This window comes from Aeromonas sp. QDB68, assembly GCF_027707405.1.
Classification (GTDB): domain Bacteria; phylum Pseudomonadota; class Gammaproteobacteria; order Enterobacterales; family Aeromonadaceae; genus Aeromonas; species Aeromonas caviae.
In genome coordinates, this window is sequence record NZ_JAPCIQ010000079.1 from 1 (window position 1) to 19,361 (window position 19,361).

Below are 19,361 nucleotides of genomic sequence, written 5' to 3' on the forward strand. Positions count from 1 at the left end.
CAGCGGGGCTGACGCCCCGGCGAAATTCCCCTCCCACCTACGTCGGAGGGAGTCCCCTTTCGCATTTAAGATGGATGGCGAAGCCGATCACGTTCATCTGCTCGTAGCCTATCCACCGAAGTTGGCCGTCAGTGTGTTGGTCAATAATTTGAAGTCGATCAGTAGCCGCCAGATCCGCATATTGAATACGCACCTACGAAAGCAAAGTAATAGCGGGCTCCTGTGGTCGCGCTCTTACTTTGCTTGCAGTGCTGGCGGGGCCACTATCGAAACGCTCAAGGCGTATGTGGCCTCGCAGAACACACCAGATTAGCTCCCCTTATATCCCCGCCCGATTGGGCGAGGGTTTACGGGGCAGTTGCTAACGAGATGCTGCGAACATTGATTGCACGGCGCTACCGTGCGGGCGGCATCATCTGCCCAGGCGCAGGTCGAGTCAAGGCAAACAGGCCCCTGGCAACGGGTTGTTACAAATTGGCCGGACGGCGGGCCCTTCATGAAACGAGGCTCCCCCGTGCGTGGCACGGGGGAGCCTGCGGTCAACGGACGAACGTCAGCGGATATAGTCGAATAGGGTCAGCTTGCTTATCTTGCTGAAGGCTAGCTGGGAGGCGCTCATGGCTGCATCCTCCTTGGAGAGGGCCGCGATCACCTCGTACATGTCCGCCTCGGACACCTTGGCCCGCGCCTGCTGGTTCAGGGTGCTGAGTCCATCGTTGGAACTCATCACCTGCTCCAGGCTGTTCATCCTTCCCCCCAGCTCCCCCAGTCCCCGGTCTATCTTGGTTCTGGCGTTGCTCATGTGGGTGGTGGCATCGGAGACCGCCAGCTGGAAATCGCTCTCGGACAGGGTCGGATCACGCATGGCGGAGATGAAATCGGACATGCCATTGAGGATGTTGTCGTTTTTCGGGGTATCCAGCACGAAGTTCTGGGTCGCCGACCCCGCAGGGAGGTCGAGGGTGAGCGCCAGGCCGTTGAAGGGGATCTTGTTGCCCGCCACATAGTCGCCGCTTTGCAGCAGGGTGCCACCGCTGTCACGGATCTCGTAGGTGTCCGGCGGCCCGGCCAGGGTGCTGACCGCATATTGGTTGCTCGGCAGGGAAGAGTCATAGTTGTTGCGATAGAAGCTCTCGAAGTTCCCCTGATCCGCCACCGACACCTGGATGTTGCCACTGGCGGCGCTGGCAGTGCGCCGGGTCGCCACTATCTCGAACAGATCGAAACCGGAGTCGTTGGCCGGGATCTGCACCGTGGGTGAGACCTGGATGTTGCGCTGCCCCGTGTCCCCCTGGAACACATAGTTGCCACTGGCATCCTTGACGAAGGGCTGGGTCTTGCTCTGATTGCCGCCGAAGATGTACTCCCCCTGGGAGTTCTTGCTGTTCATCAGGTCGAACATCTGCTTTTGCAGACCCTCCAGCTCGCTCGCGATGGCGCTGCGCTCCTCGGAGCCCATGGCGGAGTTGTTCGCCTTCTGGATCAGGGTCTGGGCACTGAGCATGGCGCTGTTGAGGGAGGTCAGCACCGTCTCCTCGTGGCCCAGGCTGTTCTCCAGCAGGCTGCCGTTGACGCCGTACTGCTTGAAGAGATCGATCTCCTTGGTCAGCGCCATCTTCTGGCTCATGCCGGCCGGGTCCTCCCCGGAGCGGGAGAATTTATCCCCCGTCATCAACTGGTTGTAGGCGGTGTTCTGGCGCTCGCTCACCTTGCTCATGGAGGCAAGGTTGCGGTCATAGATCATGTTGGTGGTGATGCGCATGACTTACCTCACGGAGGAGAGCAGGGTGTCGAAGATGGTCTTGGCGGTGTTCACTATCTGGGCCGAGGCCGCATAGGACTGCTGGAAGCGGATGAGGTTGGCCGCCTCCTCCTCCAGATTGACGCCGGAGACACTCTCGAAGATGGCGGTACTCTGGGTCAGCTTCGCCTCGTTGGCCTGCAGCAGGGTCTTGGCCTGGCTGGTCTTGTTGCCAATGCCGCTCACCAGACCCGAGTAGGCATCGTTGAAGGTCATCTTGTCGTTGCTGGTGGCGGCGTTGTTGTTCTTGCGCACCAGCTCCTTGTTCTGCAGCTCCGCCAGCGCCAGGCCGTTGGCGTTGTCCGCAAAGCCGTCCTTGTTGTAGCTGAGCGTGAAGCTGTCGCTGGCCTCCACCTTGCCGGTGATGCTGAACTCATAGCCCGGGCTCTGGGTCGGATCGGCGTAGACCTTGGGCCCCCCCAGGGGGCTCTCGAGGGCGGCCATCAGGTTCTGTCCCTTGCTGGAGGCGGGGGCGACACCCAGCAGGTTGTTGTTCTTGTCATAGACCTCGTAGTTGCCGCTGCCGTCGATCTTGATGACCTGGGGGGCACTCGGGTCCAAAGTGTTGGTGCCAAAACCCGAGCCCGTGCCGGTGTTGTAGACACCGCCCAGCGCTATCTCGCCCGAGCCCAGGTTCTGGGATCCCTTGTCCGCCTTCAGGGGGGAAGCCAGCGCGATATCTTCAGGGCGGGTGATCGCCTGCTCCAGGTTGGCAGCCGCATTCCGGGTGGGTTGCAACAAGATCTTGTCACCTGCAGCCGGTGTGCCGGAGAGATCGATTTCGATGCCGTGGCCCGTCACTTCGAAGGTGGCTGGCGGCGTGGTCCCCGTGGCGAGCGAGGTACGCTGCCCGCTGCCGTCGATGGCGAACACCTCGTAACCGGTGGCGCTGTTGAACCGCACCTCGTAGTCGAAGGTGGTGACCTCGCTCCCCTTGCCGGGAACGAAGTTGACGCTGGCCGCCCCGTTGCCCTGGTTGCTGGCGTAGGGCAACCCCTGGCTTCCTTTGAGGGTGAAGAGATCCCCCCCAAGCTCGTTGTCGAGATCCATCCCCAACCGGTTCTGCTGGTTCATGGCATCCCCCAGGGCGACGGCCATCTGCCCCAGCTCCCGCTTGGCGGGCTCCAGATCCCGACGCGCGGTGAAGAGGCCACCGATGGCGCCGCCAATATCCTTGTCGTTGATGCTGGCCTGGTTCTTGCCCAGGGTCAGCTGCAGGGAAGGCTCACGGGAATCCGGGTCCCCCGGCACCACCTTGAACTGGGCCACGCCGCCATCGAGCACCAGGGAGTGCCCTGTGCTCATGTTGACCAGCATGCTGCCGTTGGGCTGGGTCACGGTGCGGATCTCCATCTTCTCGGAGAGCTGGCGAATGGCCTCATCACGCTGATCGAACAGCATCAGGTTCTCTTCAGGGGAGCCCTGGGTGCGGACGATGGACTGGTTCAGATCGTTGATGCTGTTCAGCAGGCTGTTCACCCTGTCCGTCTCGTCCCCTATGGTGGCGTTGATGGTATCGGACTGCTTGTCGAGCTGGGCGGAGAGGGTGTGGAATCTGTCCACCATACCGCTCAGTTCACTCAGGGTCGTCTGGCGCCCTCCGATCTCGGACGGTGACTCGTTGGCGGTGTGGAAAGCCTTGAAGTAGGAGGTGATGGTGGACCCCACACTGTTGCTGGCATCACCGAGCAGGCTGTCGAGCTGGAACAGTTGATCGTAGCGGGTGTTGGCGGCGTTATAAGCGGACGTATCACGGCGAACCTCGGCCTGGGCATAGGCGTTGATGATGCGATCACTCACCATGTCGCCCGTCCCCAATCCGACGGAATTGGTGTAGATCAGGGTGCGTTCACGTACATAGCCCTGGCTATTGACGTTCACTATGTTGTTGCTGGTGGTCTGCAGCAGCCGCTGCTGGGCCAACACACCCGAGGTCCCAATTCCAAGCAGATCGCTTGCCATAGCTTACAGCTCCATCTCTGTGTTCCTGTCTGCAATGTTGCCGGGCGTCGAATAGCCGGCGATGGCATCACTGCGCAACACTTGTTTAAGTTTCCTGGCGTACTGGGGATCGGTGGCATAACCGGCCTGCTGCAACGCCTCGAAGTAACGGTCCGGGCTGTCCACCTTGGCCAGCGCCCCCTTGTAGCGACTCCCAGAGGTCAGGAAATCCACGTAGTCGTTGAAGCTCTCTTCGAACGACTCGTAGGAGCGAAACGCCGCCTTCTGGCGCGAGGCCACCCCTTGCTCGTATTCCAGGGTGCTCACCACCGCCTTGGGGCCTTCCCAACGCGGATCCGCCTTGATGCCGAACAGGTTGTGCGTCACGTTTCCGTCTGCATCCTTGATCACCCGCTTTCCCCAGCCACTCTCAAGGGCGGCCTGGGCCACCAACACCGCCGGGCTCAACCCCAGCTTGTCCGCCGCCTTCTTGGCCAGCGGCATCAGCCTGTCGACGAACTCTTCCGGGCTGTCAAACACCTTGGCGCTGCCATCCAGGGCCGAAGGCCTCTGGCTGCTGCCCATGGGCGGCACGGTGCGGTGGGGGCGTCTTGGCATGGTCAGCGTACGCTCGGCCCCATTCAGCTCACCCTTCATTTCGTTATCAGCAAAATCTTTGCCAACTTTGGAGGCAGCAATCAGATCGTTGGAGGCACTGGGGGGTTGATAGGGCTTGTAGACCCGCTCGGTACGCTGGGGCAGCTTGAGTACCCGGCCATCCTGATGGGTGAAGGTCTGCTCGGGAGAGAGCTGCCTGGCCACCATCTCGGCAATGCCCAGCCCCCCCTTGCTCGACATGTCGGCAACCCGCTGCTCGTCCAGCATCCCTTCATAGAACTGGGTGTAGCTGCTGTTCATCGGGTTGCCCTCGGTGAGCACCGAGTTGGCCTGGCGCATCCCCTTGAACAGGGTCTGGGTGAAGATGGATTCGAACTGGCGGGCGGCCGCCATCAGGGCCCCTTGCTTCCCCTCCTTGCTCAGGCTCATCTGGCGCAGTTTGTCCAGGTTCTGGACATCCTGCACCATGCCAATATTGATACCGCTCTGGGTGTCGAACTCTGCCATAACCTACCTCTTTGCCGCCCGTGGCAACCGCTTGCCGCTCACGAAATTACAGAATGACCAGTTGGCCCTGGATCGCGCCCGCCTGCTGCAGCGCCTCCAGGATCGCCATCAGATCCCCGGGGGCGACCCCCACCTGGTTCACCGCCCGCACCAGGTCGTCCAGGGTCGCGCCGGTATCAAGCTTGAACATCCGACCGGGATCCTGCTGCACGTTGATGGTGGAGTTGTTGGTGACCGCCGTCTGCCCGCCAGCGAGCGGATTGGGTTGGGAGACCTGCTGGTTCTCGGCGATGGTGACCGTCAGCCCACCGTGGCTGATGGCCGCCGGGCGCAGCTTGACCTCGCTGCCGATGACGATGGTCCCGGTGCGCGAATTCACGATGATCTTGGCGGACTCGCTCGCCGGGTCCACTTCCAGGTTCTCGATGGTGGAGAGGTAGGAGACCCGCTGGGCCGGATCCCGCGGCGCGAATACCTTGATGGAGGTGGCGTCCATCGCCTGGGCGGTGTTCGGACCCACCAGATCGTTGACCACGTCCGCCAGACGGCGGGCGGTGGTGAAGTCCGGCCGGTTCAGGTTGAAGGTGATGGTGTCGCCCTGGCTGAAGGAGTTGGGAACCTCCCGCTCCACGGTCGCCCCGTTGGCGATACGCCCCACTGTGGGCGTGTTCACCACCACCTTGGAGCCGTCCGCCCCTTCGGCCCCGAGGCCACCGACCACCAGGCTGCCCTGGGCCACCGCATAGACGCGGCCATCCAGTCCTTTCAGGAAGGTCTGGAGCAGGGTGCCGCCACGCAGGCTCTTCGCCTCGCCGATGGCGGAGACGGTGACGTCTATGGTCTGACCCGGCTTGGAGAAGGGGGGCAGATCCGCGTGGATGGCCACCGGCGCCACGTCCTTGATCTTGGGCTTGATGTTGTCAGGCACCTTGATGCCGAAGTTGTTGAGCATGGTCCTGAAGGTCTGCTCGGTGAAGGCGTTGTTCTTCTCCCCCGTGCCGGGCAGGCCCACCACCAGACCGTAACCGATAAGCTGGTTGCTGCGCACTCCTTCCACCGAGGCGAGGTCCTTGATGCGGGATGCGTGCGCCAGCCCGAAGGGCAGCAGGCAGCACAGCAGGGCAAGCAGACGGAATCGGTTCATGACATCTCCTAACAAAACCTTCCTGTTCCAGGGCCCGTGAACACCCCGGACTCTTGAGTCTTAAATGGGCCACCAGGGGCCGTTGAAGAAGCTGGTAAGCCAGCCCTGTTCCTGGGTGTTCGCCAGATCCCCGGTACCGCCGTAATAGATACGCGCATTGGCCACCCGCTGGGAGGAGACGCTGTTTTCCGAGCTCACGTCCTCCGGGCGCACCAGACCGGTGATACGGATGTATTCGTTGCCATTGTTGAGCATGATCCACTTCTCGCCGCGCACCAGCAGGTTGCCGTTTGGCAGTACCTTGACCACGCTGACCGAAATGTTGCCCTGCAGGCTGTTGCTCTGATCCGCCTTGGCCTGCCCCTTGAAGGCACTGTTCTGGCCGATGGAGGCCGACAGATCGTAGGGCCCCGCCGTGACCGGCACGCCACCCAGGGTGACGGGGTCGAGCGCCAGCTTGTTGTCCTTGCCGCTCTGGGTGTTGGCCTTTTTCGACGCCGAGGTCGACTCCGCCAACTGGATGGTGATGATGTCACCCACCCGGTGCGCCTTGATGTCCGAGTAGATGCCGTTGACCTGCTCGGGCTGGAAGATGGCGCCGGTCGGGCGCACCGACACCGGCTCCGACTCCCCGTAGACGGGGGCGAAATCCGGGTCATCCGGTTTGGCGGTATTGGGGGTACTGGTGCAACCCGCCAGGGTCAGCAGTCCCAGCATCCATATGGCTTTCATCATGGCACTCCTTTCATCAGGTCCGCTGGGTCAGGAAGGACATCATGGAGTCGACGGCGGAGATGACCTTGGAGTTCATCTCGTAGACCCGCTGAGCTTGGATGAGATTCACCAGCTCCTCGGTCACGTTGACGTTGGAGGTCTCCAGCATCCCCTGCTTGATCACCCCCAGCCCGTCCGCGCCGGCAGTCCCCTGAATGGGGGCGCCGCTGGACTGGGTCTCGAGGAAGAGGTTCTCCCCCATGGGCTGCAGGCCGGTGGGGTTGACGAAGTCCGTGGTGTTGATCTGGCCCACCACCTGGGACTGGCCATCCCCCTTGAGCTGGACGGAGACCTGGCCATCCTCCCCCACGGTGACGCTCTGGGCGTTCTCGGGGATCTGGATCTCCGGTTGCAACGGGTAACCGTTGCCCGGGGTGACGATGGTCCCCTCGTCGTTCAGGGTGAACTGGCCGTTGCGGGTATAGGCGGCGCTGCCATCGGGCAGCTGGATTTCGAAGTAGCCGCGACCGCTGATCATCAGATCAAGGGAGTTGTCCGTGGTCTGGACGTTGCCCTGACTGTGGTTTTTCTGGGTGGCGACCACCTTGGCCCCCGCCCCCAGCATCAGGCCGGAAGGGAGCTCGGTGTCCGCCGAGGAGCGACCGCCAGGCTGGTTGATGTTCTGATAAAGCAGATCCTCGAAGATGGCCCGCGCCTTCTTGTAGCCCACTGTGCTGGCGTTCGCCAGGTTGTTCGAGGTGACCGAGATGTTGGTCTGCTGGGCATCGAGGCCGGTCTTGCTGATCCAGAGTGCAGGATTCATGGGGTGCTCCTTGATTAGCTGATACGCAGCAGCTGGGTTTGTGCCTCGTCGTTCTCCTCGGCGGTCTTCATGATCTTGACCTGAGTTTCAAACTGACGTTGCAAGCGAATAAGGTTGGTCATCTCGTCGACCACGTTGACGTTGCTCCCCTCAAGGGAGCCGGCGATCAGGCCCACATCCGCAGACGCGGCCTCATTCTGGCCATCCTTGCGGCGAAACAGGCCGTCCTGACCTTTCTCCACCGCATCTGCCGCCGGGTTGACCAGCTTGATACGCTGGAAATCTTCCGGCAGGTTGGCGGCTGCCCCCTCGGGACGGCCGCTGATGGTACCGTCACGATTGATCTCGATCTTCTCCATGGGCAGGGGCAGCACGATGGGCTGACCGGCATCATCCACCACATTCAGACCGGTGGAAGTCTGCAGATTGCCGGTGGCATTGAGCTGCAGGTTGCCCATGCGGGTATAGGCTTCCGCACCGTTGGGATCCTGCACTGCAATCCAGCCCGGCCCATCGACGGCAACGTCAAGATCCCGACCTGTGGTCATCAGCATGCCGTGCTGCAGGTTCTGACCCGGCCGCTCGGTCATGGCGAACACCCGCGTGGGCAGCCCTTCGCCAAACGCCTGCATGCTGCGCGCCTGCTCGAAGTCAGACTTGAAGCCAATGGTGTTGGCGTTGGCAAGGTTGTTGCCACGAACAGCCAGGCTGTTCATGTTCTCCTTGGCCCCGGACATGGCGATGTAAAGCAGGTGATCCATGGGATCCTCCGTCAAACAGATGACTCTCACAGCTCAACTGCAAGTTGAGTGCCAAGAGAGATGACGAAGACGGAATGAAAGGAGGAGATGAGGCGGGAAGGAAATGACAAGGGGCGCCGAAGCGCCCCTGCCAACTACCCGTCGTCTTAGCGGATCTGCAGTATGTTCTGCTGCAGGGAGCTGTTCACTTCCAGGGAACGGGAGTTCGCCTGGAAGTTGCGCTGGGCAGTAATGAGGTCGACCAGCTCGGTGGTGAGATCCACGTTGGACTGCTCCAGCGCCGACGACTTGATGGAGCCAAACGTGCCGGAGTTCGGGGTGCCGGGCAAGGCATCGCCAGAGAGCAAGGACTGGCGCCAGGAGGTGTCGCCGACCTGGGTGAGACCCTGGGCATTGGCAAACTTCGCCATGGCCACCATGGCCACCTTGACGGTGGTGGCGTTGCTGTAAGTGGCGGAGACAATGCCATCCGCCCCGATCTCCACCTTGGTCAGGCGACCGACGGTTGAGCCGTCCTGGGTCAGCTTGCTCACTTCAAAGGGGGAGGCGTACTGGGTCACGGTACCAAGCTTGAACTCAATCTCCTGGGTGCCATCGGCGCCATTGGTGATGATACCAGCCCCTGTCGTCCCCAAGGGTTCCGTCTTGATGACCGCCGGGGTGGTGGGTGTGACCATTTTGCCGGAGGCATCGAAGGTCACCCGGGCGCTCAGGGGAGCCTGGCTCAGGCCGGTCGCCATGGTGGTAGCCGCACCGCCTACGATGTCGATGGGCTTGTCCCCTTCATAGAGGTACATGCGCCAGGCAGTTGGCACCGCCGCTTGGGTAGGATCGGCCGGATCCGCTTCCTTGGTGAAGTACTGGGTGATGGTGTGTGGTTCGCCCAGGGAGTCATAGACCACCACGGAGGTGGAGGAGGAGTAGGTGGTCGAGTCCGTGGGATCGAATTTGGACGCATTGACATCCATCAGCGTTTTCGTGCTGGAAGGCAGGTTGAAGCCAGCCTCGACCGTCGTGGTCTGCACCGGCTCACCGGCCTTGTCCGGGATCTGGATGGGCTTGGTGGCATTGATGCTCACCGCCTTGGGGGTGCCATCAGAGTTGATCTCGTACCCCTGCAGATAACCGCCGGAGTTGCTCACCATATAGCTGTTTTCATTGAGCTTGAAGGCGCCCGCACGGGTGTAGGTGCGATCCAGGTTGGTCAGGCCGTCCGAGGTCACGAAGAAGCCGTTGCCCTGGATGGCAAGATCAAGCGCGTTGTTGGTGAATTGCAGCGCGCCCTGGTGGAACTGCTGAGCCACAGCGCCAGTCGCCACACCGTTGCCGACCTGGGTCTTGGCGTTGACGAAGATGGAGTTGGCGTAGACGTCGGCAAACTCGGCACGGGACTCCTTGAAGCCGGTGGTATTGACGTTGGCAATGTTGTTCGCGGTGACGTTCAGGTCTTTTTGAGCCGCATTGATGCCGCTGAGGGCATTGTTGAATGACATGTCTTTCTCCTTAGATCACTGCGTTAGAGGACGAAGCCGACTGGGTGGTGGTCTTGCCGGTCGTCGCGCCAATTTCCAATACATCGGTCAGGTAGATGCCGCCCAGTCCCTTGAGTTTGAGGGTGCTGGGGTTGGTGCTCGTTCCCAGGGTGACGCTCTCCACCTTGGCGTAAGTCAGGGCGGGGACACTCTCCGACGTGCCGTCGACGGTGGCATGCGCCTCTATCGAATACTTGCCGCTCTTGGCCTCGTTGCCGGACTTGTCCTTGCCATCCCATTCGAAGGCCACGTTCCCCTTGTGGCTCCCTTCAATGGCGAACTCCCTGATGACCTGGCCGCTCTCGTCCTTCACCGTCACCTTAATGTTGCTGCCGCCATCGCCGGTGGCGATGACCCCCGTGAGGGTGCCCCCCTTCTCCACGTAACCCGTGTTGGACGGGATCAGCACGTTCTGCCCCACCAGCGCGGAGGCCTGCAGCGCCTGGCTGGAGGTCATCAGGCTGTTGAGGCTCTCCATCTGGGTGGAGAGGCTGCTGATCCCCTGAGACGTCGACATCGAGGTCATCTGGGAAAGCATCTGGGCGTTGTCCACCGGTTTGAACGGATCCTGATAGGAGAGCTGCATGGTCAGCAGTTTCAGGAAGGACTCCTGATCCAGCTCCTTTTTCTGGGTACTGGTGTTGACCGTACTGGTCTGGGCCGACGTCGTCCGGTTGACGCCCAGCAGGCTGTCATAGGTATCTGCCACTTATGCTCCCCCCTCTAGGGCGTGCCCACTGGGCCGATTGTTGCCGCCTGGCAGGCGATCACGGGTCACTCTCATCCGGGTTCACCTCTGTCAGGACTTGCCCAGACCCAGGGTCTGCTGCAACATTTTCTTGGCCGCATCGGCCACCTGGACGTTGGTCTGGTAGCTGCGCGACGCCGCTATCATGTCCGCCATCTCTTCCACCATGTTGACGTTGGGCTTGAAGATGAAGCCATCCTTGTCCGCCATGGGGTGATTCGGGTTGTACTCCTTGAGCAGGGGCGCATCACTCTCGACGATGCCCTTCACATCCACCCCGACCGAGGCCTGCTTGTCGGACATGGCCTGATCCAACTGGGCGGCAAAGACTGGCCGCCTGGCGTGGTAAGTTTTTTCCACGCTGGAGCTGACGCTGTCAGCGTTGGCCATGTTGCTCGCCACCGTGTTGAGGCGAACGGACTGCGCGCTCATGGCTGAGCCTGCAATGTCAAAGACCTTGAACAAACTCATCCTTGCTCTCCTTTCAGTGCCTTGAGCAGGCCGCTTATCTTGCTGTTCATGAATTCAAGAGAGGCCTGGTATTCAAGGCTGTTGCGCAGGAACTCGCTGCGCTCCTGCTGTACGTCCACCGTGTTGCCGTCACCGGTATCCGGTTGCAGGGGATTGCGGTACTGGGTCGTGCCCGGGGAATCCATCTGCAAGGCGAAGTGCTTCTCGCTGGTAGTGCTGAGCCCGAACCCTTGCTGGCCCTGGGCATCCTGCAACGCTTGTGAGAAGTTGATGTCACGGGCCTTGAAACCCGGCGTATCCGCATTGGCGATGTTGCTGGACAACACCTCGGCACGCTTGGCGCGCACGCTCAGCGTGTACTGATGAACACCAAATGCCTTGTCGAATGAAATTGCCATAGCACACCTCCTGCTTCATGGATATTTAGCAAGAGGTGTGCCAAGAGGGTATTGAGCGGGGTTATTTGACCTTGTAGACGATGCCGGGGTTGCAGCGGATCATCTCGAACTTATCGGTGAGGCCAGCCAGAGACTCGGAGGCCCCCAGCATCAGGTAGCCGCCAGGATTGAGGCTGCTGGCGAACTGGTTGAGGATCTTGGATTTCACTTCGGGCGCAAAGTAGATGAGCACGTTGCGACAGAAGATGATGTCAAACTTGCCGAGCAGGCTGTAGCTCTCCAGCAGGTTGAGAGGGCGGAAGCTGGTCAATTTTCTGACACGTTCCACCACCCGCATCTTGTTGTCGCCATAGGGTTCGAAAAAGAGTCGCTTGCGCTCGGGGGAAAGCCCGCGAGCCAGTGCAAGGCTATCGTAGATCCCTTCCTTACACTGGTTCAGCATGGTGCTGGATATATCGGTCCCTACTATTTGCACCCCGCCCGGCATGCTACCCGGCCGTTTAACTTGCTGCTCCAGCGCCGTCATGGCGATGGAGTAGGGCTCCTGTCCGGACGAAGAGGCGGCAGACCATATCTTGATGGTACGACCGCTCTTACCAAGCTCCGGGAAAATCTTGTCACTCAATAACTGGAACGGATAGGTATCGCGAAACCACAGGGTCTCGTTGGTGGTCATGGCATCGATCACTGCCATCTTGAGTTCCCGCTCGCGCACGCTCATCGCCCGGGTGACCAGATCAGACAGACTCTCGATACCAAACTGAGTCATCAAGGGCGACAGGCGGCTTTTAACCAGATACTGTTTGTTGTCACCCAGTACTATGCCGCTCTGTTGTGCCAGAAAATTGCTGAATTGCCTGTATAAGTCGTCCGAAAGTGTCTTCATGCAGTTGTTCTTCTTGATTAGAGAGCGCCTTGTACGGCCTTGGCCAATTCATCCGGCTGGAATTTGGCAATGAAATTGTTCGCTCCGACTTTCTGCACCATGGCCTGATTGAACACCCCACTGAGGGAAGTGTGCAGGATAACATGCAAATCCTTGAGGTTGGGATTGTTGCGGATCTCGGCGGTGAAGGTATAACCATCCATCTCCGGCATTTCAATATCTGAAATAACCAATGCAATCTGATCATGTATGGGGCCATTTTTGGACATCTCCAACAACATGTTGAGCGCTTCCCGTCCATCCTTGGCCAGCACGCACTGCACCCCGATAGCCTCCAGTGCACGTTGTACCTGCTTGCGCGCAACCGAAGAGTCGTCCGCAACCAGCACGGGACGCCCGTGAGGATTGCGCTCCACGCTTGCTTCCACCAACTCGGTGGACACCTCAGTGGAGACCGGCGAAATCTCGTTGAGAATGCGCTCCACGTCCAAGATCTCCACCAGCTCGCCATCTACCTCGGTCACTGCCGTCATGTAGTTGATGCGACCAGCCCCTTTGGGTGGCGGCAGAATGGACTCCCAGTTCATGTTGATGATGCGCTCGACCGAGTGGACCAGGAACCCCTGAATGGAGCGGTTGTACTCGGAGATGATGATGAAGCACTTGGAGAGATCCTGGATGGGGCGCTTGCCCATCGCCATGCTGAGATCGATCACCGAGATGGTCTGGCCACGGATATGTGCCACGCCGCGAATGCAGGAGTTGAGCTTGGGCATGACGGTCAGAGGGGGACACTGCAGCACCTCGCGTACCTTGAATACGTTGATGCCAAATCTTTGACGTCCATTGAGACGAAACAGCAGCAGCTCCAGCCTATTTTGTCCCACTAATTGGGTTCGCTGGTTAACCGAGTCCAGAACACTCGCCATAAACACTCCCTAAAAATGCTTGGCACTGATCGTGCATATCATTATGCATGCACATTGGCTTGCATCAGACCATCGTTGTTTCAACAACAGAATAATTCTGGAGCAAGCATAGTTAACTACGGTGGTATACGTGAATAACTTATCGACCGGTAAGCAAAAATGATTAGTAGACTTTTCCTTATCTTACTGCCGTTTTGCAGTCTGTCTCACGCCATGGCGTCCGAGGTCACCGACTATCTGCAAGAACAGGCACAGGCGTTCGTGCTCGACCAGCTCGATATTCCCCTCGATGCACAGGCCGACGTCAAGGCCGGCACCATTGACGAGCGCCTCCCCCTCACGCGCTGCGAAGATGCCCTCACCATTTCCCTCCCCGCCCGGATGGAGATCCGTCGTAACACCACCGTCTACCTCAAGTGCGAGGGAGATAAATCCTGGGATCTCTATCTACCGGTCCGGGTCAGCATCCAGAAACCCTATGTCACCGTCGCCGTCCCGGTTGCCAAGGGAGACATTCTGAGTGAACCCATGCTGACCCTGGCATACCAGGACCAGACCCTGATCCGTGGCGACTACCTTACCGACCCGACCGCCCTCATCGGGGTACGCAGCAAGCGTGAGCTCAAACCGGGCCAGCCAATCAGGCTGACCCAGGTATGCGTGGTCTGCAAGGGGGACCAGGTCACCCTGAGTGCTGAAAACAGCAGCATGCAGATCAAAACCATGGCCCGCGCCTTGCAAGATGGCAGCTTCGGAGACATGATCCGGCTTGTCAACACGCGCTCGGGCAGAACGGTGCAAGGCCAGGTCAGTGCAGTGGGCTCCGTGGTCGTGACATTCTGACACAGGAATGCACTGCGCAATTTTTTTCTAAAGTTCTGACCGCCGTCACCGATACACAGGTAAGCGAACAGCAAAGCAGACGAAGGTAAACCTTATGGCTATCAACAATATCAACAACTTGGCTAACAACCGCCTGCAAAACAGCGGCAACAGCCAAGGTGTAGCCACCAAGTCGGCGACCTCCAGCGAGAGCAGCCGTGCGACGACCGTCAAGAGCGACTCTGTCTCCTTGACCAGTGAGGCGCAGCAATTGCAACAGATGCAGAAGACCCTCAACACCGCCTCCACCGGTAACGAGAGCCGCGTCGAGAGCCTGAAGAAGGCCGTGGCCAGTGGGGAGTACAAGGTCAACAGCGAAGCCGTGGCCAGAAAGATGTTCAGCTTCGAAGCCGATCTGGATAAACGGTTGGGATGATGGACCTCCCTTCGCTGCTGCGCGCTCAGGACGACAACCTCTCCCAGATGCAAGGCTTGCTGGCAGAGGAGTTCGACCTTCTCAAGGCTCACCGGGCCCTTGCGTTGCCGGCACTCGCCGATCGCAAGCAACAACTGCTGGTGGCCATCGAGATGCTGGACAAGACTCTGGCAGAGCTACCCGACCTGCAGCAACAGCTGGGCGCCTTCCCGACCCAATTGCAGTCCCTTCAAGCCAAGCTGGAAGCCTGTCAGGAGCAGAACAACCTCAACGGACGTCTGCTCGAACTCAGCATTGTCTCCAATCGCCGTCTCGCCAGCTTCCTCAGCAAGCTCAGAGACAGCAGCTCCCTGACCTATGACGCCAAAGGCAATACCCGCTCAGGCACCCGCTCTTTCGGGATCAAGGCCTGATCTCCTCTCCCTCTTCTGGTTTCCTCTCCTTGTCAGCCCCTCATCAGAGCACCAGCTGCATCAGGGTTTCTCCATCCTTGCAGGCATGGATGCTCATGCAGCCCTCGTCATAGCACCCATAACTGGCCACCCACTCGCCCCTTGGAAAACAGATAGACCCCGGGTTCATCAGGATCATTTCTCCCTCCTGGCGCAGCACAGGCACATGGGTATGACCGCTGATGAACAGGCTCCCTGCTGGCAGGGGCACGTTGCCGGACTCATAGAGATGACCGTGGCTGACAAACCAACGCCGCCCATCCACCAGTAGCTGGTTGTAGGGCGCCGTGATGGGGAAGTGGAGCAGCATCTGGTCCACCTCCGAATCGCAATTACCACGCACCGCCATGATGCGGGGGGCCAGCTGGTTGAGCCTTGCAGCCACGGCAGCAGGATCATACCCCGCCGGCACCGGATTGCGCGGCCCGTGATTGAGCAGATCCCCGAGCAGCAGATAGTGATCAGGCTGCCAGGGAGCGAGTTGCGCCAGCACCTGCTCGAGGGCAGTCAGACTGCCGTGCAGATCCGAGATAATAGCAATCTTCATTCCACACTCCTCATGGCTGGCTGAAATAGAGATCCTTGGTGGCGATGGCGCCCTTGAGGTTGCGGCTCGGCAAGCCGCGCAGTGCCGGGTCCACCAGTCTCATCTGGTTGTAGTGATAGACGGGGATGACGGGCACCTCCTCCATCAGCAGTTGCTCGGCCTGATGATAGATCCCGGACCGAACGTTGGCATCCAGGGTCTCGGAGGCCTGCTGCAGCAGACCATCGAAGACGGGGTTGCAGTAGCCGCTCTCGTTCTGGGGATCCTGGCAGCGGAAACTGCCAAGCATGGACGACGGCTCGACATAATCACCAAACAAAAATGAACGAGCCAGCATGAAATCACCACTGTTCTTGGCCACCTGATAAGCATTCCACTCCATGTTGTTGAGGGAGACTTCTACCCCCAGCGGTTTCCACATGGCCGCCACCGCCAGAGCCAGCTTCTTGTGGTTCTCCGACGTGTTGTAGGTCAGTGTCAACCTGAGAGGATGGGCGCTGTTGTAGCCTGCCTGGGCCAACAGCGCGGCTGCGCGGGCCAACCGAGTTGACTGGTCTTCCCGGGAGAGGGGGATATCCAGTTCGTCATAACCTGGCATGGCGGGCAGCAATGACCAGGCAGGACGTTCTCCCTGGCCGCTCACCTTCTCGGTCAGCAGGTAGCGATCAATGGCCATGGAGAGCGCTTGGCGCACCCGCACATCCTGCAATTCAGGGAGATTGAGATTGAAGGTATAAAGATAGGTGCCAAGCAGCGGCAAACCCCAGATCCGCTCCGGTGCCTCCTGCATGGTCTTCTGGTAGTACTCCAGCGCCACCTTGTTGGTGAGCTGGATCTCCCCCGCTTCGTAACGCAGCCGCTCCCCATGCTGGGAAGCGAGCGGCAGGTAGGTCACCCGCTGGATCCGGGTATGGGCGTCATCCCAGTACTGGGGGTTGCGCTCGGCTTCGATGCGCTCGTTCACCACCCAGCTCGCCAGCTTGTAAGGGCCATTGCTCACCATCTTGCCTGGCTGGGTCCACTGCTTGCCAAACTGGGTGATGACCCGTTCGTTGACCGGCACGAAGGGACGCTGGCTGACCAGTTGCAGGAAATAGGGAACGGGACGCTCCAGGGTCACTTTCAGGATCTGGTCGCTTTCTGCCTCCACCCCCAGGGCATCGAGATCGAGCGCACCGGCATAAATGGACTGGGCATTGTTGATGCCGGTCGCCAGCAACAGGCCAGCGGAGGGGGAAGCCTGCGCCGGATTCAGCAGCCGCCGCCAGGCGTAGACGAAATCCCGGGCTGTGAGGGGCTCGCCGTTGGACCATTTGAGCTGGGGACGCAGAAAGAAACGCCACACCAGTCCATCCTCGCTGGTCTCCCAGCGCTGGGCCTGGGCGGGCACTATCATGCCCTGTCCATCCTCGCTCACCAGCCCCTCGAACAGGTCCACCAGCACCACCTCCCCTGGGAAGCCGGAGCGGATCAGGGCCGGATCGAGGGACTCGGGTTCGGCGCCATTGCCTTTGACCAGGGTTTGTCTATCTGAAATGTAAGTCTGCTCAACCACGCTACTAGCCAGTGACGGCGGCACCGCCATCAACCCAAGCAGTAAGGGAGATAGCCAGCGACGGGCTGGCCTGACGGCGAAACGGTAAAACATACATTAACCTCGTTCAATTCTTTTGACTGCAATAGGGAGAAGGCCGGCGGCGCGCCTGGAAACGAATGCATGATGCCGCGCTTGTTATCCCCGAAGACGGCCCGTATTGTATCGGGCCTGCCCGATAGAGGGAGTCTTCCGGGCAATTTTTTTCATGGTTTTATGACGACATAGCGGCCGCGGGTGCGTGCGACAGCAAGAAGGCACGCTCCCCTGCCCCGTAAGCAATCGGCCCGGGGTGATATGTCGCCTGTAGGTCCGGTTGTCGTCTACCGTTTCAGGGGTCTTTATGGGTTACGAATGGTTGGCGCTGGCTGCCGCCAGTTTATGGGCGATCGCCGCCCTCATCTCCGTCAAACCGGCTCGCCATCTGGGGGCCTTTGCCTACAGCCGCTGGCGGATGTTCCTGGTCAGCCTGATGCTGGCCAGCGCAAGTCTGGTGACGGGAGGCTGGCAGACCCTCACCGAGAGCGCCCTTCCCCTGCTGGCCCTCTCCGGCCTCATCGGCATCTTCGTCGGCGATACTGCCCTCTTTGCCTGCATGAACCGACTCGGCCCCAGGCGCAGCGGTCTGCTCTTCTCCTGCCACGCCCTCTTCTCCGCCCTGCTTGGGCTCTGGCTCTTTGGCGAGCGGCTCGATGGTTGGCGCCTGCCAGGCGCCTTGCTGGTCCTGGCCGGGGTCATGCTCGCCATCCTGTTTGGTCGTCGTGGCGACAACCAGCAGAACGAATGGGAGCAGGTGCGCGGCCGCCTCGTGGTCGGCATAGCCCTTGGCCTTACCGCAGCCCTCTGCCAGAGCCTCGGAGCGATCATCGCCAAGCCGGTGATGATGAGCGGCACCGTGGACGCAGTGAGCGCTTCTGGCGTGCGCATGGGCAGCGCCCTCTTGGCACACTGCGTCTTGCGGGCTCTGCGCCTGCCGCTCGCCATGCCGCACAACCCCATCAACCGGCAGGTGCTCGGCATGATAGGTATCAACGGATTTCTGGCGATGACGCTGGGAATGACCCTGATCCTGGTGGCCCTGCGTCAGGGAGATGTGGGCATGGTGGCCATCTTGTCTTCCACCACACCGGTCATTCTGCTGCCCTTGCTGTGGTGGCACTCGGGGATGCGTCCCTCGCTCCCCGCCTGGGCCGGAGCCCTGCTGGCCACCCTGGGCACGGCCCTGGTGCTGGGAATGGGGAACTGAGCCCCGTCTCTCCTGCAAGAAGGAAGGACCAACACGCCCATCGGTGGCTCTGAGCCGCCGATGCTCCCTCGTACCGGACAGGGAGAGAGGCGATCGCGCCCCTAGAACAGAGCCACTTCCTCTTCGGTCAGCTCCCGGTATTCCCCCGGTGCCAGCTCATCGTCCAGAGCCAGATCGCCGATGCGTTCCCGATGCAGTCCGACCACCTTGTTGCCGATGGCGGCGAACATCCGCTTCACCTGGTGATACTTGCCCTCGTGGATGGTCAGGCGTGCTTCCCGATCGTCCAGGATTTCCAGCTCCGCAGGGCGGGTCTTGTCGTTCTCGTTGCGCAGGTAGATACCGTCGGCAAAGAGCGAGATGGCCTCTTCACTCACGGGATCAGCCAGCCAGACGTGGTAGGTCTTCGCACACTCGTGCCGGGGCGACGTGATGCGATGGGACCACTGGCCGTCATCGGTGATCAGCACCAGCCCGGTGGTATCGAGATCGAGGCGCCCCACCACGTGCAGTTTGCCCATGGCCGGCTCGTCGAGCAGGTGGAACACGGTGGCGTGATCCGGGTCCTCGTTGGAGCAGACATATCCTTCCGGCTTGTGCAGCATGAAGTAGCGATTCTGCAGGTTCAGGGTCAAGGTCACACCGTCAAACTCGATCTGGTGTTGCTCATTGATGTGAAAGGCGGGCTGCTTGACCAGCACGCCGTCTACCAGCACTTCCCCCTGACGGATCAGCTTGCCCGCCTGGGAACGGGTCAAATCGGAGCAATCGCAAAGAAATTTGTCGAGCCGCATGCAAAAACCTCTGAATCCATCATGATTGGGGGCGACATTATATCGGTCAGACCCGACAACACCAGTACTAAGCGACAGGGACTCAAGTTGACATCCTCCCCCACCTTAGCGCTTCGCGTAACAGGAGGGGGATTCCCATTACTGGGTGATAGCTGCTCGCGCAGTACCGGGTTCCTGCTTCATCGGGCGGCCTGATT

The 19,361-nt window shown here is 60.3% G+C and carries 21 protein-coding genes; 5 read left to right on the forward strand and 16 right to left on the reverse strand.

The features are described 5' to 3' along the window. Positions 1-313 (forward strand): IS200/IS605 family transposase (gene tnpA / locus PG892_RS17600; protein WP_270825618.1); only part of this gene is annotated, 313 nt, incomplete at its 5' end. Between the two features lie 240 nt (positions 314-553). On the opposite strand, the gene flgL is transcribed toward tnpA, so the two are convergent. The 13 genes from flgL to PG892_RS17665 all read right to left on the reverse strand — a co-directional run bounded on the left by flgL (position 554) and on the right by PG892_RS17665 (position 13,273). Beyond that, positions 554-1,762 (reverse strand): flagellar hook-associated protein FlgL, encoded by a 1,209-nt coding sequence (gene flgL, locus PG892_RS17605; protein WP_005329788.1) that lies wholly within the window; start codon positions 1,760-1,762, stop codon positions 554-556. 3 nt (positions 1,763-1,765) lie between these two features. Next, entirely contained in the window at positions 1,766-3,763 is a 1,998-nt protein-coding gene (flgK, locus tag PG892_RS17610; protein WP_053288342.1) for a flagellar hook-associated protein FlgK, read from the reverse strand. A 3-nt stretch (positions 3,764-3,766) separates the two neighbouring features. Next, on the reverse strand, positions 3,767-4,867 hold the full coding sequence (gene flgJ, locus PG892_RS17615; RefSeq protein WP_053288341.1) for a flagellar assembly peptidoglycan hydrolase FlgJ: 1,101 nt from the start codon (positions 4,865-4,867) through the stop codon (positions 3,767-3,769). Between the two features lie 46 nt (positions 4,868-4,913). Continuing rightward, a complete protein-coding gene (locus PG892_RS17620; protein WP_010675288.1) occupies positions 4,914-6,011 on the reverse strand; it encodes a flagellar basal body P-ring protein FlgI in 1,098 nt (365 codons plus the stop codon). A gap of 60 nt (positions 6,012-6,071) precedes the next feature. Beyond that, complete coding sequence (gene flgH, locus PG892_RS17625) at positions 6,072-6,743, reverse strand: flagellar basal body L-ring protein FlgH (RefSeq protein ID WP_010675289.1); 672 nt, start codon at positions 6,741-6,743, stop codon at positions 6,072-6,074. Between the two features lie 16 nt (positions 6,744-6,759). Then, positions 6,760-7,548, reverse strand: coding sequence for a flagellar basal-body rod protein FlgG (gene flgG, locus PG892_RS17630; protein ID WP_010675290.1), 789 nt, complete (start codon positions 7,546-7,548; stop codon positions 6,760-6,762). A 14-nt stretch (positions 7,549-7,562) separates the two neighbouring features. Then, positions 7,563-8,309 (reverse strand): flagellar basal-body rod protein FlgF, encoded by a 747-nt coding sequence (flgF, locus tag PG892_RS17635; RefSeq protein ID WP_010675291.1) that lies wholly within the window; start codon positions 8,307-8,309, stop codon positions 7,563-7,565. Between the two features lie 146 nt (positions 8,310-8,455). After that, on the reverse strand, positions 8,456-9,802 hold the full coding sequence (flgE, locus tag PG892_RS17640; protein ID WP_053288340.1) for a flagellar hook protein FlgE: 1,347 nt from the start codon (positions 9,800-9,802) through the stop codon (positions 8,456-8,458). Positions 9,803-9,812: 10 nt separating this feature from the next. After that, on the reverse strand, positions 9,813-10,550 hold the full coding sequence (locus tag PG892_RS17645) for a flagellar hook assembly protein FlgD (RefSeq protein WP_053288339.1): 738 nt from the start codon (positions 10,548-10,550) through the stop codon (positions 9,813-9,815). Positions 10,551-10,640: 90 nt separating this feature from the next. Further along, positions 10,641-11,060, reverse strand: a complete 420-nt coding sequence (gene flgC, locus PG892_RS17650; RefSeq protein WP_005329775.1) for a flagellar basal body rod protein FlgC — start codon at positions 11,058-11,060, stop codon at positions 10,641-10,643. After that, positions 11,057-11,458, reverse strand: coding sequence for a flagellar basal body rod protein FlgB (flgB, locus tag PG892_RS17655; protein WP_053288337.1), 402 nt, complete (start codon positions 11,456-11,458; stop codon positions 11,057-11,059). Before flgB ends, flgC begins: the two co-directional genes overlap by 4 nt. 61 nt (positions 11,459-11,519) lie before the next feature. Continuing rightward, complete coding sequence (locus PG892_RS17660; RefSeq protein ID WP_052815061.1) at positions 11,520-12,344, reverse strand: CheR family methyltransferase; 825 nt, start codon at positions 12,342-12,344, stop codon at positions 11,520-11,522. A gap of 17 nt (positions 12,345-12,361) precedes the next feature. Beyond that, positions 12,362-13,273 carry a chemotaxis protein CheV gene (locus tag PG892_RS17665; protein WP_053288335.1) on the reverse strand — a complete coding sequence of 304 codons (912 nt, stop codon included), beginning with the start codon at positions 13,271-13,273 and terminating at the stop codon, positions 12,362-12,364. A gap of 237 nt (positions 13,274-13,510) precedes the next feature. Here PG892_RS17665 and flgA point away from each other — a divergent pair, with 237 nt between their 5' ends. From flgA to PG892_RS17680, 3 genes are all read left to right on the forward strand, one after another. Continuing rightward, on the forward strand, positions 13,511-14,116 hold the full coding sequence (gene flgA / locus PG892_RS17670) for a flagellar basal body P-ring formation chaperone FlgA (protein ID WP_029314756.1): 606 nt from the start codon (positions 13,511-13,513) through the stop codon (positions 14,114-14,116). Positions 14,117-14,210: 94 nt separating this feature from the next. Beyond that, complete coding sequence (gene flgM, locus PG892_RS17675) at positions 14,211-14,531, forward strand: flagellar biosynthesis anti-sigma factor FlgM (protein WP_042864123.1); 321 nt, start codon at positions 14,211-14,213, stop codon at positions 14,529-14,531. Further along, the gene (locus PG892_RS17680) at positions 14,528-14,944 is read left to right on the forward strand and encodes a flagella synthesis protein FlgN (RefSeq protein WP_161653625.1); all 417 of its coding nucleotides are present in this window, start codon (positions 14,528-14,530) and stop codon (positions 14,942-14,944) included. The genes flgM and PG892_RS17680 overlap by 4 nt, the downstream gene beginning before the upstream one ends. A gap of 43 nt (positions 14,945-14,987) precedes the next feature. Here PG892_RS17680 and yfcE read toward each other — a convergent pair whose 3' ends face one another. Together yfcE and PG892_RS17690 are read right to left on the reverse strand one after the other, a co-directional pair. Further along, entirely contained in the window at positions 14,988-15,530 is a 543-nt protein-coding gene (yfcE, locus tag PG892_RS17685) for a phosphodiesterase (protein ID WP_161653626.1), read from the reverse strand. Between the two features lie 10 nt (positions 15,531-15,540). After that, entirely contained in the window at positions 15,541-17,178 is a 1,638-nt protein-coding gene (locus PG892_RS17690) for a peptide ABC transporter substrate-binding protein (RefSeq protein WP_052814883.1), read from the reverse strand. A gap of 289 nt (positions 17,179-17,467) precedes the next feature. Here PG892_RS17690 and PG892_RS17695 point away from each other — a divergent pair, with 289 nt between their 5' ends. After that, the gene (locus PG892_RS17695) at positions 17,468-18,370 is read left to right on the forward strand and encodes a DMT family transporter (protein WP_010675302.1); all 903 of its coding nucleotides are present in this window, start codon (positions 17,468-17,470) and stop codon (positions 18,368-18,370) included. Between the two features lie 101 nt (positions 18,371-18,471). Here PG892_RS17695 and rsuA read toward each other — a convergent pair whose 3' ends face one another. Continuing rightward, complete coding sequence (rsuA, locus tag PG892_RS17700) at positions 18,472-19,164, reverse strand: 16S rRNA pseudouridine(516) synthase RsuA (protein WP_043153817.1); 693 nt, start codon at positions 19,162-19,164, stop codon at positions 18,472-18,474. Between the last annotated feature and the right edge of the window lie 197 nt (positions 19,165-19,361).

Bases quoted from the DNA above. Each gene is read 5' to 3' on its own strand.
- PG892_RS17665 (WP_053288335.1), bottom strand. From the start codon at position 13,273: ATGGCGAGTGTTCTGGACTCGGTTAACCAGCGAACCCAATTAGTGGGA.
- PG892_RS17660 (WP_052815061.1), bottom strand. From the start codon at position 12,344: ATGAAGACACTTTCGGACGACTTATACAGGCAATTCAGCAATTTTCTG.
- flgK (WP_053288342.1), bottom strand. From the start codon at position 3,763: ATGGCAAGCGATCTGCTTGGAATTGGGACCTCGGGTGTGTTGGCCCAG.
- flgC (WP_005329775.1), bottom strand. From the start codon at position 11,060: ATGAGTTTGTTCAAGGTCTTTGACATTGCAGGCTCAGCCATGAGCGCG.
- flgH (WP_010675289.1), bottom strand. From the start codon at position 6,743: ATGAAAGCCATATGGATGCTGGGACTGCTGACCCTGGCGGGTTGCACC.
- flgM (WP_042864123.1), top strand. From the start codon at position 14,211: ATGGCTATCAACAATATCAACAACTTGGCTAACAACCGCCTGCAAAAC.
- flgE (WP_053288340.1), bottom strand. From the start codon at position 9,802: ATGTCATTCAACAATGCCCTCAGCGGCATCAATGCGGCTCAAAAAGAC.
- PG892_RS17695 (WP_010675302.1), top strand. From the start codon at position 17,468: ATGGGTTACGAATGGTTGGCGCTGGCTGCCGCCAGTTTATGGGCGATC.
- flgB (WP_053288337.1), bottom strand. From the start codon at position 11,458: ATGGCAATTTCATTCGACAAGGCATTTGGTGTTCATCAGTACACGCTG.
- yfcE (WP_161653626.1), bottom strand. From the start codon at position 15,530: ATGAAGATTGCTATTATCTCGGATCTGCACGGCAGTCTGACTGCCCTC.
- rsuA (WP_043153817.1), bottom strand. From the start codon at position 19,164: ATGCGGCTCGACAAATTTCTTTGCGATTGCTCCGATTTGACCCGTTCC.
- flgG (WP_010675290.1), bottom strand. From the start codon at position 7,548: ATGAATCCTGCACTCTGGATCAGCAAGACCGGCCTCGATGCCCAGCAG.
- flgF (WP_010675291.1), bottom strand. From the start codon at position 8,309: ATGGATCACCTGCTTTACATCGCCATGTCCGGGGCCAAGGAGAACATG.
- PG892_RS17620 (WP_010675288.1), bottom strand. From the start codon at position 6,011: ATGAACCGATTCCGTCTGCTTGCCCTGCTGTGCTGCCTGCTGCCCTTC.
- PG892_RS17690 (WP_052814883.1), bottom strand. From the start codon at position 17,178: ATGTTTTACCGTTTCGCCGTCAGGCCAGCCCGTCGCTGGCTATCTCCC.
- flgJ (WP_053288341.1), bottom strand. From the start codon at position 4,867: ATGGCAGAGTTCGACACCCAGAGCGGTATCAATATTGGCATGGTGCAG.
- flgL (WP_005329788.1), bottom strand. From the start codon at position 1,762: ATGCGCATCACCACCAACATGATCTATGACCGCAACCTTGCCTCCATG.
- PG892_RS17680 (WP_161653625.1), top strand. From the start codon at position 14,528: ATGATGGACCTCCCTTCGCTGCTGCGCGCTCAGGACGACAACCTCTCC.